Annotated in this window: 10 protein-coding genes, 5 tRNA genes, 1 pseudogene and 1 riboswitch; of the genes and pseudogenes, 11 read left to right on the forward strand and 5 right to left on the reverse strand. The window is 63.2% G+C overall.

Annotated features, from left to right (window positions below; genetic code table 11):
- Positions 1–75: 75 nt before the first annotated feature.
- From earP to PQU95_RS04950, 3 genes are all read left to right on the forward strand, one after another.
- Entirely contained in the window at positions 76–1,218 is a 1,143-nt protein-coding gene (gene earP, locus PQU95_RS04940) for an elongation factor P maturation arginine rhamnosyltransferase EarP (protein WP_272750960.1), read from the forward strand.
- Positions 1,219–1,274: 56 nt separating this feature from the next.
- Positions 1,275–1,838, forward strand: coding sequence for an elongation factor P (gene efp, locus PQU95_RS04945; RefSeq protein ID WP_147692769.1), 564 nt, complete (start codon positions 1,275–1,277; stop codon positions 1,836–1,838).
- A 117-nt stretch (positions 1,839–1,955) separates the two neighbouring features.
- Positions 1,956–2,121: riboswitch (yybP-ykoY riboswitch) on the forward strand.
- Between the two features lie 2 nt (positions 2,122–2,123).
- On the forward strand, positions 2,124–2,684 hold the full coding sequence (locus tag PQU95_RS04950; protein ID WP_272750961.1) for a TMEM165/GDT1 family protein: 561 nt from the start codon (positions 2,124–2,126) through the stop codon (positions 2,682–2,684).
- Between the two features lie 112 nt (positions 2,685–2,796).
- Here the strand turns inward: PQU95_RS04950 and PQU95_RS04955 are convergent, their stop codons facing one another.
- Both PQU95_RS04955 and rnr read right to left on the reverse strand, forming a co-directional pair.
- The gene (locus PQU95_RS04955; protein WP_272750962.1) at positions 2,797–4,647 is read right to left on the reverse strand and encodes a DUF3857 domain-containing protein; all 1,851 of its coding nucleotides are present in this window, start codon (positions 4,645–4,647) and stop codon (positions 2,797–2,799) included.
- Positions 4,648–5,538: 891 nt separating this feature from the next.
- Positions 5,539–7,695, reverse strand: a pseudogene (gene rnr / locus PQU95_RS04960) (ribonuclease R); the annotation flags it as partial.
- An 88-nt stretch (positions 7,696–7,783) separates the two neighbouring features.
- On the opposite strand from rnr, the gene PQU95_RS04965 reads away from it, so the two are divergent.
- From PQU95_RS04965 to PQU95_RS04985, 5 genes are all read left to right on the forward strand, one after another.
- Positions 7,784–7,870: transfer RNA gene (locus PQU95_RS04965), tRNA-Leu, on the forward strand.
- Positions 7,871–7,907: 37 nt separating this feature from the next.
- A tRNA-Leu gene (locus PQU95_RS04970) sits at positions 7,908–7,994 on the forward strand.
- A 39-nt stretch (positions 7,995–8,033) separates the two neighbouring features.
- Positions 8,034–8,120 (forward strand) — tRNA-Leu (locus PQU95_RS04975).
- A 46-nt stretch (positions 8,121–8,166) separates the two neighbouring features.
- Positions 8,167–8,253: transfer RNA gene (locus PQU95_RS04980), tRNA-Leu, on the forward strand.
- 44 nt (positions 8,254–8,297) lie between these two features.
- A tRNA-Leu gene (locus PQU95_RS04985) sits at positions 8,298–8,384 on the forward strand.
- A 93-nt stretch (positions 8,385–8,477) separates the two neighbouring features.
- Here the strand turns inward: PQU95_RS04985 and dtd are convergent.
- Positions 8,478–8,930: a D-aminoacyl-tRNA deacylase gene (dtd, locus tag PQU95_RS04990; RefSeq protein WP_272750963.1), complete on the reverse strand. Its 453-nt coding sequence runs from the start codon at positions 8,928–8,930 to the stop codon at positions 8,478–8,480.
- Between the two features lie 83 nt (positions 8,931–9,013).
- Here dtd and yaaA point away from each other — a divergent pair, with 83 nt between their 5' ends.
- Positions 9,014–9,793 carry a peroxide stress protein YaaA gene (yaaA, locus tag PQU95_RS04995; RefSeq protein WP_272750964.1) on the forward strand — a complete coding sequence of 260 codons (780 nt, stop codon included), beginning with the start codon at positions 9,014–9,016 and terminating at the stop codon, positions 9,791–9,793.
- Positions 9,794–10,020: 227 nt separating this feature from the next.
- On the opposite strand, the gene PQU95_RS05000 is transcribed toward yaaA, so the two are convergent.
- Positions 10,021–11,019 carry a 2-hydroxyacid dehydrogenase gene (locus PQU95_RS05000; RefSeq protein WP_272750965.1) on the reverse strand — a complete coding sequence of 333 codons (999 nt, stop codon included), beginning with the start codon at positions 11,017–11,019 and terminating at the stop codon, positions 10,021–10,023.
- A 58-nt stretch (positions 11,020–11,077) separates the two neighbouring features.
- Entirely contained in the window at positions 11,078–12,667 is a 1,590-nt protein-coding gene (locus PQU95_RS05005) for an EAL domain-containing protein (protein ID WP_272750966.1), read from the reverse strand.
- 174 nt (positions 12,668–12,841) lie between these two features.
- Between PQU95_RS05005 and PQU95_RS05010 the strand changes: the two genes are divergently transcribed.
- Together PQU95_RS05010 and PQU95_RS05015 are read left to right on the forward strand one after the other, a co-directional pair.
- A complete protein-coding gene (locus tag PQU95_RS05010; RefSeq protein ID WP_272750967.1) occupies positions 12,842–13,360 on the forward strand; it encodes a hypothetical protein in 519 nt (172 codons plus the stop codon).
- Positions 13,361–13,846: 486 nt separating this feature from the next.
- Positions 13,847–14,287 (forward strand): hypothetical protein, encoded by a 441-nt coding sequence (locus PQU95_RS05015; RefSeq protein ID WP_272750968.1) that lies wholly within the window; start codon positions 13,847–13,849, stop codon positions 14,285–14,287.
- Positions 14,288–14,477 lie beyond the last annotated feature (190 nt).

Here is a 14,477-nt window from a genome sequence, read left to right on the forward strand (position 1 = left end):
AGCCAGGCTGCTGCGCGCTGCAACGCCGGCAGCAGCCCGCTATACTGGCGCCCTGTCACCCAGCCGGTACCTGCCATGCATTGCTCCCTGTTCTGTCGCGTCATCGATAACTACGGCGATATCGGCGTGTGCTGGCGTCTGGCGCGCCAACTGGTGCACGAACACGGCTGGCAGCTGACGCTGTGGGTGGACGACCTGGCCAGCTTTGCCCGCATCGCGCCGGCGCTGGACGTGGCGCTGGCCCGCCAGTGGCTGGACGGCATCGAGGTGCGGCACTGGGCGGACACCCTGCCGGCTGACGCCGCCGTCGGCGAGGTGGTAATCGAAGCGTTTGCCTGCGAGCTGCCGGACAGCTATCAGCACGCGATGGCGGCAAAAGCCAAGCCGCCGCTGTGGCTGAACCTGGAATACCTGTCCGCCGAAGACTGGGTGGAAGGCTGCCACGGTCTGCCGTCGCCGCACCCGCGCCTGCCGCTGCAAAAGTACTTTTTCTTCCCCGGCTTTACCGCGCGTACCGGCGGCCTGTTGTGCGAGCAAGCCTTGCTGGCCGAGCGCGACGCGTGGCAAGCAGACACCGCGGCACAACGCGCCTACTGGCTAGCGCGCGGCGTACCGCCCTGCCCGCCAGGTGGCGTGCGCTACAGCCTGTTTGCCTACGACAGCCCGGCGGCAGCGCAGTGGGTGCAGCAGCTGGCCGCCGGCAGCCAGCCGGTGCAGCTGCTGCTACCGATGGGCAAGGTGGTGCCGGACGTGCTGCACGCGCTGGACTTGCCAGCAGATGCCGCCGCCGGCCAGCACCATCAGTGCGGCCAACTGGCGCTGTACCTGCTGCCGATGAGCGACCAGCGCGGCTACGACCGCCTGCTGTGGAGCTGCGATTTCAATATTGTGCGCGGCGAAGACAGCTTCCTGCGCGCGCAATGGGCCGGCCGTCCGTTTGCCTGGCACATCTACCGCCAGGACGACGACGCGCATATCGACAAGCTGAATGCCTTTTTGCAGCACTACTGCCACGCCATGCCGCCCGCGCTGGCTACGGCTGTGCAAGATTTCATGCTGCAATGGAACCATAACCGGCTAAGCGGCACCGCCTGGCCAGCCTTGCAGGCGCAGTGGCCAGCATGGCAGCTGCATGCCGCCGCCTGGCCGGGGCAAATTCTGGCCGGCGGCAGCCTGGCGCAGCGGCTAGTGCAATTTGCCGAAATCAGGCTACAATAGCGGGTTTTCTGGAAATCCGTTTCCATTCCAATTCAAGACATTAGGACTTTATAAGCATGAAAACCGCACAGGAACTCCGCGCTGGTAACGTATTCATGGTTGGCAACGACCCGATGGTGGTGCAGAAAGCCGAATTCTCCAAATCCGGCCGTAACGCTTCCGTTGTAAAAATGAAGATGAAGAACCTGCTGACCGGCGCCGGTACCGAAACCGTGTACAAAGCCGACGACAAGTTCGACGTAGTTGTTCTGGAAAAGCGCGAGTGCACCTACTCCTACTTTGCCGACCCGATGTACGTGTTCATGGACGAAGAATTCAACCAGTACGAAGTTGAATCCGAAAACCTGGGCGACACCATCGGCTACATCATCGATGGCATGGAAGACAAGTGCGAAGTGACCTTCTACAACGGCAAGGCCATCTCCGTAGAGCTGCCGACCACCGTGGTACGCGAAGTGGAATACACCGAGCCAGCCGTACGTGGCGACACCTCCGGTAAAGTACTGAAGCCGGCACGTATCAAAGGCACCACCATGGAGATCCCGGTTCCGGCCTTCGTGGAAATCGGCAACCTGATCGAGATCGACACCCGCACCAACGAATTCAAGAAACGCGCCTGATTTACCGCGCTTTCATGAAAACCGGCAGCCTGCGCTGCCGGTTTTTTTACGCCTGCCCGCCCCGGCCGCCACAGGCAAGCTTGCCGAAAAAGCGCGTGCTGGGTATCATGCCGGCTTCCTGAGGGAGTAGCCGCCCTGCGAGACAGCAGGGGCTTGCGTCAACACACTTGGCCGTTCGGCCATGGCGCCAGCGACACGCGTTTGGCAAGACTCATGATTCGCCATGCACAGCGGGGGCTGCGCCATGGTGGGTCATGTTTCGTGCGCAGCCCCCTCGGAGTCTTCATGGAAGCGTTTTTCCTGTCTACCGGCATTGTTGCCCTGGCCGAAATCGGCGATAAAACCCAGCTACTGGCCCTGCTACTGGCCGCCCGCTTCAAGAAACCCGTCCCCATCATTCTGGGCATTTTTGTCGCTACCGTATTCAACCACGCCGCTGCCGCCTGGCTGGGCCACGTGGCCACCGGTTTTGTCGACATGAACATTCTGCGCTGGGTACTGGGCATCTCGTTCATCGCCATGGCCGCATGGATGCTGATCCCGGACAAGCTGGACGACGAAACCAATCTGTTCGAGCGCTTTGGCGTGTTCGGCGCTACCTGTATCGCCTTCTTCCTGGCCGAGATGGGCGACAAGACCCAGATCGCTACCGTGGCGCTGTCGGCGCGCTATATGGACGCCACCATCGGCGTGGTGATGGGCACCACCATGGGCATGATGATTGCCAACGTACCGGCAGTGCTGCTGGGCGAGGTCGCCGCGCGCAAGTTGCCGGTGGAACTGGTGCACAAGATCGCTGCCGGTATCTTTGCCGTGGTAGGTGTGCTGACGCTGGTGAGCTTCTAAGCGTTGGCCGCAGCCAGCAAGCGCGGTAACACAACAAGCAGTGGCGCTTGCTGACGGACATAAAACAGCGGCCAAGCTGGCAACAGCTTGGCCGCGTGTCTTGCAGGCCGGCTTATTTCTGCAGCAGGATTTGCGACTGCGCGTCGCACTGCTCCAGCTCGTCCAGCACCCGGGCAAACGCCGGGCTGGCCAGCTCCTCTGCCGTCACCCACAGCCGTTTGCGCAGCCCCTGCTGACGCAGCCCCACGCCGTCGGCAACCTTCACCGGCTCGATGTAAAAATCCAGCCATGGCGAGTCGACCTTGCAGCGCTCCGGCTCGGCGACCACACGCACGCCATGCAAACGTACCGTAACATCCCAGCCACCGGTTTCCAGCAGATAATCGCTGACGCCAGCCTTGGCCTGGTACTCGCGCAGCGCCGCCAAGCGTTGATCCAGCAGGCGCATATCCACCAGCCTGAAACGGCCAAGCGGCCGCGAGAAGTTCTGCATCGAGGCATTCACACTGAATCGGAACGGGGTATCAATCAACCTCACCAATTCGGGGCGCACAACTTTGGCATCCTTTAGCTTCATGCTGCCATAGGTAAAGGTATCGGCCAGTTCGCGATCCAGCGCCTGCGGGCTATCTTCCAGCCCGGCAAGCAGCTGCTTGCCGGCAACAACACCACTGAGTGCATTCGTGCCCCCTACCCGCCACTCGCCATCCGCGCCCAGCGTGTAATCGATCTGCTGCTGCTCGCGGTTAAGTGCCGGATCGTTGGCCGCAATCGTGGCTGCCTGCACGCTGCCATCACGCAGCAGATAAGCCGGGCGGTCCTCCAGCTGCGACACGACCCCACCCAGCGCATTCAGCTTTTGTGTGCCGTCCAGCCAGTAATCGCGGCCGTCTACCTGCAAATGTACGATGGCGTGGTTCAGATAACCGTACGGCGTCAGCAGCGGTGGCGCGTTATCCACATCGGACCGCACCAGCGCCACCTCGGCCTGCAAGCCGGCAGCACGCAGCATGGCGGCCAGTGTCAGCGCCATGTCTTTGCAGTCGCCAAAGCCGCGCTGCTCGATCTGCGCCAGCGTAAACGGGATGTGACCGTTCTCGTTGAGACGCCAGTCGCCCATGTAGCGGATACGCTCGTTGATATCGCGCAGGATGGCAGCCACCTGCTGCTGCCACGGCAGCCCCTTGACGCTATCGACTGTTGACTGTGCGCGTGATGGCAAAGCATCGCGCAAGCGCTGATCGAAAGCCTGCGCTACCGGTGCCAGATAACGCAAAGCATCCGGCTCGGTACTGATTTCCAGCTGCGGCCCCAACCGGAGGCGGAAGCGGCGGCCACTTTCGGTGGTATCCAGAAACAAAGGTTGGGTGAGGCTGGCCGTAAACACGCGGCCCTCATCCTGCTGCGCTACTTGCAGCAAACCTTCCGTGTATTTGCTACGCCAGTGCAAAGGCTTGTCCGACTCGATACGCAGATTTAACTGATCGACCCTGGCGGCATCTGCCGTGGCCACAAAACGTTCCGACAGATCGGTATAAGGCGCCACCCGGGCTTCTTGCCGGCGCTGACGGATGACCAGCGTGCTGCCTACCGCCACCTCGGGGTACGCCAGTTTGATGAAGCGGTATCCTTGAAAACCATTCTGCCCAGGCACATCGCCGCGCTGGATATCGCGGCTTGGCACAGCCAGCTTGCGGCCATCCGGCTGCAAAGTGTACGCCTCCAGCATATCTACCTTGTCACCCTCATTTACCCATAGGGTGTAAGTGCCCAACTCGCGACCTGCGTCTTTCAGAACGGTGGTTTGCTGGGTGATGGTGCAATCAATCCCCTTTTTCACCTGCCAGCGGCACTGCTTGTCCAGCTTGATGGCCACAATTGCTTCGCTGTCCGGCTTCAGCGCGGCATAACCGGGTTGACTGAACATGGCAGCCAGCAGCAGCGCCAGATACGGTTTTTTCATACGGTTTTCCTTTGGCTCATCGTCTGCGCGTCATGACAAACGCCACATTATGCACAAGTCATTGCCATGGATAAAACAAAACCGCAGCACCTGGCTGCGGTTTTGTTTTCGCTTGCTACGCCAGGCTTAACGGCGCGGGCTGCGGCGGCTGCGCGGCTTTGGTGCCGCGCCATCGGCCGCCGGCGCTGCCGGTGCCGGGCTGGCCGGCGCCTCACTGGCTGGCGCAGGGTTGGCCGCAGCAGTGGCCGCCGGCTTGCGGCGGCGCGGCGCCTTGGCGGGGGCCGCATCGGCTGCCGGAGCGGCAGTTTGCGCTGCCGGCTGGCTGGCAGCCGGCTTCGGCTCCGCAGGTTGCGCTGTAGCGGCTTTGCTAGCCGGTGCCTTGGTGGCGGCCGCTTTGCGCGGTGCACGCGGTGGCTTGGCCGGGACCGGCGCGTCGGCGGCTGCCGGCGTGGTCTCGACCTGCTTCGGCGCGACCGGCTTGGCTTCAAGCTGTTTGGCTGCAACCGGTTTGGTTTCAACCTGCTTGGGCTCTACCTGCTTAGGCTCTACCTGCTTGGCTGCAACTGGCTTGCTTTCTACCGGTTTGGCAACCACAGGTTTGGCAGCTGCTGCTTCTGCCGGCTTGTTGGCCGCATTGCCCTTGCCACGGTTGCGCTTGCGGGACGACGGTTTGGCGGCCGGTGCCGGCTCGCTGGCCACCGGCAATACCGCCGGCACCAGCTTGACGCTGACTTCGGCTGCAGGCTTGGCTGGCGCCTTCTGTGGCGGCTCGAAACCACCCTGGCGACGCTTGTCGCGACGGTTTTTCTGATGACGCGAGCCGCGATCGTGTTCGCGACCACCATCCCGGCCACCGTCACGCCCGCCATCGCCCTTGCCGCGGCCAACATCGAGCAGCGCAAAATCAACCTGCGCGGTTTCCAGGTCGGCACGCATCACCTTGATGGTAACGGCATCGCCCAGCTGGTAACGCAGGCCGCTCTTCTCGCCGATGATGGCTTGCAGGTCTTTGTGGAAGTGGAAGTAATCCTTGCCCAGCTCGGAGATATGGATCATGCCTTCCACGTACAGGCCATCCAGCAGCACGAAGATGCCGAAACCGGCCACGGCGCTGATCTTGCCGGTGAACACTTCGCCCACCTTGTCGCGCATGAAGTAGGTTTTCAGCCACGATTGCACGTCGCGGCTGGCGTCATCGGCGCGGCGCTCGGCCATGGAGCAGTGCTCGCCGATGGCTTCCCACTTGCCCGGCTTGTACTTCTTGCCAGCCAGGATAGCCTTGATGGTACGGTGCACCAGCAGGTCGGGGTAGCGGCGGATCGGCGAGGTAAAGTGGGTGTATGCCTCGTACGACAGGCCGAAGTGGCCCAGGTTTTCCGGCTGGTACACCGCCTGCTGCATGGAGCGCAGCAGCATGGTCTGGATCATGCTGGCGTCCGGGCGCTCGCGCACGCGGTCGGCCAGCTCGGCGTAGTCTTTGGTGGTGGGCTTGTCGCCGCCACCCAGGGTCAGGCCGCTGACATTCAGGAAGCGGCGCAGGTTTTCCAGCTTCTCTGGCGTCGGGCCTTCGTGCACGCGGAACAGGCATTTGTGTTCGTGCTTGAGAATGAACTCGGCCGAGCACACGTTGGCCGCCAGCATGCATTCTTCGATCAGGCGGTGGGCGTCGTTGCGCACTACCGGTACGATCTTGTCGATCTTGCCCTGCTCGTTGAACAGCATCTGCGTCTCGACGGTATCGAAATCCACCGCGCCGCGTTTCTTGCGCTGCGCCAGCAGCTGCTGGAACAGGGCGTACAGGGTTTCCAGCTGCGGTTTGCGCGGGTGCTCGCCGCCTTCGGACAGCAGCTGCCATACCTGGGTATAGGTAAAGCGCGTTTGCGAGCGCATTACTGCCGGGTAAAACTGGTACTTTTTCACCTTGCCGCGCGCCGAGATCTGCATATCGCACACCATGCACAGGCGGTCCACATCCGGGTTCAGCGAGCAGATGCCGTTGGACAGCTCTTCCGGCAGCATGGGGATCACGCGGCGCGGGAAGTACACCGAGGTGCTACGGGTGCGCGCATCCACGTCCAGCGCGTCGCCGGGGCGCACGTAGTGGCTGACGTCGGCAATGGCCACGATCAGGCGGAAACCTTTGCCGCTCTTCTCCGCGTATACCGCGTCGTCAAAGTCGCGCGCGGTTTCACCGTCGATGGTCACCAGCGGCAGGTCGCGCAGGTCTACGCGGTCCTTGCTGTCTTTCTTGCCAACTTTTTGCGAGGTAGCCACGGCCTGGGCCACGGCTTCATCGCTGAAAATATGCGGCAGGTCGTGCTTGCGCAGCGCGATTTCGATTTCCATGCCTGGGTCGGCGTAATCGCCCAGTACTTCACAGACCTTCACGATGGCCTGACGGTGGGCATCGGCGTATTCCACGATATCGACCATTACCACCTGGCCGTGCTTGGCGCCGCCGTCGCCGCCGGCTTCCACCATCATCTCCTGGCGCACGCGGCGGTCTTCGGCCACGGCAAACCACACGCCGCGCTCGTTATAGATACGGGCAATCAGGCGGGTGGTGGCGCGCTCGATCACATCGGCAATACGGCCTTCCGGGCGGCCACGGCGGTCGGTACCGGCCGGACGGACCATCACGCGGTCACCGTGCATCACCTTGTGCATTTCGCGTTCGGAAAGATAGATATCGTCGCCTTCGCCGTCTTCGCGCACGGCAAAACCGTAGCCATCACGATGGCCGGAGATACGGCAGGGGATCAGGTCGAGCTTCTGCGCCACGCAGATCTCGCCCTTGCGGTTAATCAGGATCTGGCCGGCACGTTCCATGGCGCGCAGGCGGCGCTCGAACAGGTCCAGCTCGTGATCGTAAATGGGGAAAACGGCCGCCAGTTCCTCTGCGTGCATCGGCACGCCATTTTTTTCGAGGATTTCCAGGACAAATTCGCGGCTAGGTAAGGGATTGTCGTATTTGGTTTTTTCGCGACTCAGGTGCGGGTCCTGCAGGCGCAAAGGCTGGTTCTTGCTGTTTTTTCTATTGGAGGCCATTGACACTCTCAAAATGATCATTATAATGCGTGCTTCTTCGGTGCACTGCCCTAAACAAGCAGCAGCAGCGATGATACAGCAAAGCAGCGCCCAGGTGGCGGAATTGGTAGACGCACTAGGTTCAGGTCCTAGCGCCCGCAAGGGTGTGGAAGTTCGAGTCTTCTCTTGGGCACCAGCAAATGCTCGCTTCTTTGTTGTAGAAAACCCGGTTGGCCCAGGTGGCGGAATTGGTAGACGCACTAGGTTCAGGTCCTAGCGCCCGCAAGGGTGTGGAAGTTCGAGTCTTCTCTTGGGCACCAGCAGCAATGCTGATATTCAACCGGTAAAAAATTTGTCGTGCCCAGGTGGCGGAATTGGTAGACGCACTAGGTTCAGGTCCTAGCGCCCGCAAGGGTGTGGAAGTTCGAGTCTTCTCTTGGGCACCAGCAAGTTATCTTGCTGTTGACACGACAACTGACAATCAAGGTTTTGGCCCAGGTGGCGGAATTGGTAGACGCACTAGGTTCAGGTCCTAGCGCCCGCAAGGGTGTGGAAGTTCGAGTCTTCTCTTGGGCACCATCACTTTTTGTCAGATAGCAGTCGGCAGCACACAATCAGGTTTAGCCCAGGTGGCGGAATTGGTAGACGCACTAGGTTCAGGTCCTAGCGCCCGCAAGGGTGTGGAAGTTCGAGTCTTCTCTTGGGCACCAGTTAAAAAAGCCGTTGACACAGTCAGCGGCTTTTTTGCGTTTGTACGCCCCATCCATAGGTTGGCCGCATGCGGCCAACCTTGCCCTGCCGGCTTATTCCGGCGCCTTGCTGTCCAGCCAGATGGTCACCGGGCCATCGTTCACCAGCGCCACCTGCATGTCGGCGCCAAACACGCCAGTGGGCACCGGCTTGCCTAGCGCGGCGGCCATCGCCATCACAAAGCTGTCGAACATCGGCTGCGAAATCTCGCCCCGCGCGGCGCGGCTGTAGCCGGGGCGGTTGCCCTTCTTGCAGCTGGCAAACAGCGTGAACTGGCTCACCGCCAGCACTTCGCCCCCTGCGTCCAGCACCGAGCGGTTCATCACACCCTGCTCGTCGTTAAAAATGCGCAACTGGCTGACCTTGCGTACCAGCCAGTCGATGTCGGCGGCCGTATCGGCCTCCTCCACCCCCACCAGCAACAGCAAGCCGGCGCCGATCTGCCCCGTGATGCTGCCCTCTACCGTTACCGACGCCTGGGTAACGCGCTGTACCAATACCCGCATGCCTGCCTTTCCTGCCGCGTACCATTCACCGGCTGCGCCGCCATGCATTAGAATGGCCGCCGCCCACCGCCTAAGGACGTGACATGTTGATGGTTATTTCGCCAGCCAAAACGCTGGACTACGACACCCCTGCCCACACCGCCCGCTACACGCAGCCAGACTTCCTGGCGCACAGCGCCGAGCTGATCGCCACGCTGCGCCAGCTCAGCCCGGCCGATATCGGCCAGCTGATGAGCATCAGCGATGCACTGGCCACGCTGAACGCCGGGCGCTTTCACGACTGGGGCGGTGAATTTACACCAGAAAACGCCAAACAGGCAGTGCTGGCTTTCATGGGCGATGTGTACGAAGGGCTGGACGCCGCCAGCCTGAGCGAGCCGCAGCTGGCCTGGCTGCAGCAACACCTGCGCATTCTGTCCGGCCTGTACGGACTGCTGCGCCCGCTGGACCTGATGCAAGCCTACCGCCTGGAAATGGGCACCCGCCTGGCCAACCCGCGCGGCGCCAACCTGTACCAGTTCTGGGGCGAGATCATCACCGACGCACTGAACGCCGAGCTGGCCAAGCAGGCGCAGCCGCAGCTGGTGAACCTGGCATCCGACGAGTACTTCAAGTCGGTGAAGCCGAAAAAACTGCAGGCCACCGTGATCACCCCGGTGTTCCAGGACCTGAAAAACGGCCAGTACAAGATCATCAGTTTCTACGCCAAACGCGCACGCGGCCTGATGGCGCGCTGGGCGGTAGAACACGCAGTGAGCGATGCCGAGGCACTAAAGGGCTTTAACAGCGAAGGCTACGCTTTCGATGCCAACGCCTCCGACGCCACGCACTGGGTATTCCGTCGCGACCCGCTGGCGCAATAAACCCGTCAGTCGCAAACAAAAAGGTTGGCCGCGGCCAACCTTCCGGGCTGCACACCATGTACCGGCTCAGGCACTACCGGACCCGGCAAAGCCGGGCCACTCCACACCAGTACCGGCACCCGCAGCCCTCCCATTGACAAGAGACCCCTGCTTGCCCAGCAAGCAGGGGTCTCTGCAAGAAAAAAGGTTGGCCGCGGCCAACCTTTTTTCTTGCGCAACGCCAAGCGCTACTGCGGCAATACCTCGTTGGCCAGCGCTTCGCCGGCGGCAAAGGCCGTGGCGTTGCCCAGCGTGGTGTCGGCGATATTGGCCAGCGCCTCGCGCGTGAGAAAGCCTTGGTGCGAGGTGACCAGCACATTGGGGAAGGTCAGCAGCCGCGCCAGCTGGTCATCCTGCAGGCCGGTATCGGACAAGTCCTCGAAGAACACGCCCTCCTCCATTTCGTACACATCCAGCCCCACACCGGCCAGCTGGCCGCTCTTGAGCGCATCGATCACCGCCGGCGTATCCACCAGCGCGCCACGGCTGGTATTGATCAGGATGGCGCCCGGCTTAATGGCGGCAATGGCCACCGCGTCGATGATGTGGCGCGTGGCCGGCAGCAGCGGCACGTGCAGGCTCAGCACATCGCTGTGCGCCAGCACCTCGGCCAGCGGCGCGTAGTCGAAGCCCAGCCGTGCCGCCAGCGCCGCATTCTGCTGCGGGTCGCAGGCCAGCACGCGCATGCCGAAACCACGGGCAATGGCGATGGCCGCCTCGCCGATGCGGCCGGTACCGATCACGCCGAAGGTTTTGCCGTGCAGGTCGAAACCTACCAGCCCGTCCAGCGAGAAATCCATCTCGCGCACGCGCACGTAGGCCTTGTGGATGCGGCGATTCACCGCCAGCAGCAGCGCAAAAGCGTGCTCGGCCACCGCGTGCGGCGAATAGGCCGGCACCCGCGCCACGCGAATACCGTGCTGGCGGCAGGCGGCCAGGTCCACACCGTTAAAGCCGGCGCAGCGCAATACCACCAGCTGCACGCCCAGTGCGGCCAACCTGGCCACCACTGCGGCGTCCAGCCGGTCGTTAACAAAGGGGCAAACAGCGTCAAAACCGGCCGCCAGCTCCACGGTGGCGGTATTGAGGCGAGGCTCGAAGAAGCCCAGCTCGTGGCCGAAGCGGGCATTGGCCAGCGTCAGCGCCTGGCGGTCGTAGTGTTTGGTGTCGAATACGGCAATTTTCATGCAGGCTCCCGCGTGTCATCCGGCAAAGCGGCATCATGCCGCAGCGGCTGGCCGCTGGCTAGCACAAGGGGCTGGGCTGCCACTCGCGCAGCTGCTGCTCCAGCGCGGCGACGCGCAGCTTCAGCTCGTGCTCGGTGGTCACATCGGAAATGATACCGTACCAGGCCTGCACCTGGCCGCTGGCGTCCAGCGCCGGAAATGCCCGGCTGAGCATCCAGCGCCAGCTGCCGTCCGGCCACAAAATGCGGAACTCGATGCGGAACGGCTGCTTACTGGGCAGATGCGCCAGCCAGGTCTCGCGCACCTGCAGCCGGTCGTCCGGGTGCATGCGTGCCAGCCAGCAGGCATGGCGCTCGTGATGGCTGGCATCGGACGGGCAATCCACGTACTCGCCCATATAGTCCACCAGCCCGTCCGGGCCAGTACGCCACGTCACGTTAGGGCCTAGCTCCAGCACGGTGCGGAAGTGGGTTTCGCTTTGTCGCAGCCGGGCTTCGGCTTCCACCCGGCTGGTGATATCGATGACCACCAGCGACACCCCCAGCGGTTGCTGCTGCGCATCGGCAATGCGCTGATGCGCAATCAGGAACGTGGTGCCGCTGGGCTGGTGGCGGTACTCGGCCGGCTCGCAGGCTTCGCCTGCCATTACCCGCAGCAGCGCTGCCATCAGATCGGGGGTCATTTCGTGGCCGAACAGCTGGCTGGCAGGTTTGCGCAGCATGAAGTCCAGGCCTACCCCCAGATAGCTGGCCAGACGCGGATTGGCACTGACCACACGCATCTGGCAATCGATGAAGCACAGGCCAACCGGCGAATCCTGGTACAGCGCCTCCAGCTGGTGCAGGCGCTGGAACGGCGACAGGTCCATCGACGTTTGCGCCGCCTCCTCGCCCCACTGCTGCAACAGCTGCCAGGCCTGGGCGGCGGGCACCGCTGGCGACCACAGAAAACCCTGACCGACATCGCAGCCCAGCTTGTGCAATAGCGCTGCCTGGCCGGCGGTTTCCACCCCCTCCGCCACCACGGTCAGCCCCAGGCTCTGCCCCAGCCCCAGTACCGCCGTCACGATACGCAAGGACTGTGCATCCCCCTGCAAGGCAGCCACGAAGCTGGCGTCGATCTTGATTTCGTCAAACGGCAGCGAGTGCAGCCGCGTCAGACTGGAATAGCCGGTGCCGAAGTCGTCCAGCGACAGCGCCATGCCGTGCTGCTTCAGGTCGTCCAGCACCTGCTGCACCGCGGCGTTATCGTGGAACAGCTCGTTTTCGGTAATCTCGATCACCACCCGCGCCAGCGGAAAACCGCTGTTGCGCACGGTATTGATCAGATCGTCCACCAGCGAGGGCAGCAAGAACTGCGACGGCGCCAGGTTGAAGGCCAGCGAAAAGCGGCCGGGCCAGCAGGCGGCCTGCCGGCAGGCGTCGGCCATCAGCGTCAGCAGCAAGGTATGCAGCACGCCACAGCGCTCTGCCAGCGGAATGAAGGTAGCCGGCGAAACACGGCCATACTGCGGCGAATCCCAGCGTGCCAGCACCTCGAAGCCGCATACGTGCCCGCTGGCCAGGTTCAGCTGCGGCTGGAACGCCGGCCAAAACTCGCCGGCAGACAGGCCGTGCCGCAAGGCGGCTACCCATGCATCGTCGGTCACATCGTCTCCTAGTCGGCTGCGGCGCCCTATTGTGTCGCACTTTTAACGATAAGTGACAATCCGCCGTACTGCTACTGTCTGCATCATGTACCGCCAGCGATACAGCCCCGACAAGCTGCCGACAAGCGCACGCCGCATGATGACACCATTGCCACACCCGATAAGGTCAACATCATGCGTTTCGCCCTGATCGCTGCCAGCTGCGCAGCCCTGCTCTCCAGCGTGGCTATGGCCACTGCCCCGGCCCTGAACGATCTCGATGGCCAGCAGCCATCGCCACCGCCACCGGGTGCCGAAAAACCGCTGCCGCCGTCGCTGGGCATGCTGCTCAAACGCGTACTGCCGGCGCTGAAGCTGGACAGCAAGCAAGACGCGCTGTGGGTAAAAGCCGAACAGGCCGACGCCAGCAACCAGATCGAAGCCGGCCATGCCATGATGCGCGCGCAGATGACGCTGCGTGACAAACTGGCTGACGGCAAGACCAGCCTGTCCGATGCCTTCCGCAGCCTGGAAAGCGCCCGCAAGGTGCCGCCGCAGCCGTCCCCGGCCTGGCTGGCTTTCTTTGACAGCCTGAACGCCGAGCAAGGCAAACTCGTGCGCCAGGCGCTGCTGACACCACCGCCGGGCAAACCGTACGGCCACCCGGGCGACGCGCAGCAAGGCGAAGAGCGTCCGCCGCAAGCGCCGCGCTAAGCATCTCGCCTACGCCCATACCCACACCCGCCACCGTGGCCGGTATGGGTTTGTCACGACGGCATTGCGCCATGGCGGGCAGCGCCGGCAGGCAATGCTTGCCCCCCCCCCCCCCCCAGCGTATGGAAGCGTTGACCGGGGCCGCCGATAGCTCGCCCGCCGCCGCCAACCGCCTGGCCAACGTGCTGGGCTACCCGGTTTCTACCGCGCTGCGTGCCGAGCTCACCGCCACCTTGCAGGCCGCGGTTTCGCCGGTAGCCAAATTGCGCCAGCCGCTGGAACAGGACGAGGCTGGCCGCATGGCCGCCTATCAGCGCGCGCGGCCTGGCCCGCGGCTACGGGCTGGACACCAGTACCGCGATGTGGGTGAAGCCGGACGGTACGCTGCAAGTGCTGGGCAAAGGCTACCTGACGGTGATGGATGCCCGCGCGGCCAGCTAACGGAAAACGCTGCACGGCAGCCGTATCGGCAATGTACGCCTCCGCATGCTGGGCAGCGGCGACCGCTACGACCCGGCCAACGGTTACCACTACGGCTACTGCTTCAGTTTCAGCAAGGGCGAGCGCTTTACCGCCTGGAGCAGCTTGGTCGATTCGCAAACCGACTACACCGTACGCAACACCCGGCTGGATATCGAACCGGCAGGCACCCGCCTGGGCGACCCGGCGCGCGCCACCCCCACCGACGTCGCCCGCAGTCACCAGCGGCAAGCCGTGAAAGCAGCAGTGTTCCACGGCCTGATGACTAGCGACGAGCAAGGCCGTTTCTGGCTGCAGCAGCCTGTAACGCGCGCCAAACTGGCCAATACGCTGCAGATGTTGCCGGGCGGCGAGTTGCACGCAAAGAAAACGCCCGGCTGGATGAGCGGCAGCGACTATTTCTGGCCGGACGCGCCATGTACGAAGGCGTCCGGCACCAGGAACTGAATGAACGCGCCATGCGGCAAGACGCCGGCGAGCTGCCCGCAGGCTACGGCGAAGCGGCCGCACAGGTGGTAGCGGCCGGGTTGCTGGCGGCACCGGGCAGCCGCCGCAACGGCATGGGCAAGGTCACGCGGGACGAACTGGTGCAGATGGTGGCGCGCATCGCCGGCCAGTCAGCCACGCCGCCTGCGGG

It is taken from the genome of Vogesella aquatica (genome assembly GCF_028548455.1).
In the GTDB taxonomy this organism is placed as follows: domain Bacteria; phylum Pseudomonadota; class Gammaproteobacteria; order Burkholderiales; family Chromobacteriaceae; genus Vogesella; species Vogesella aquatica.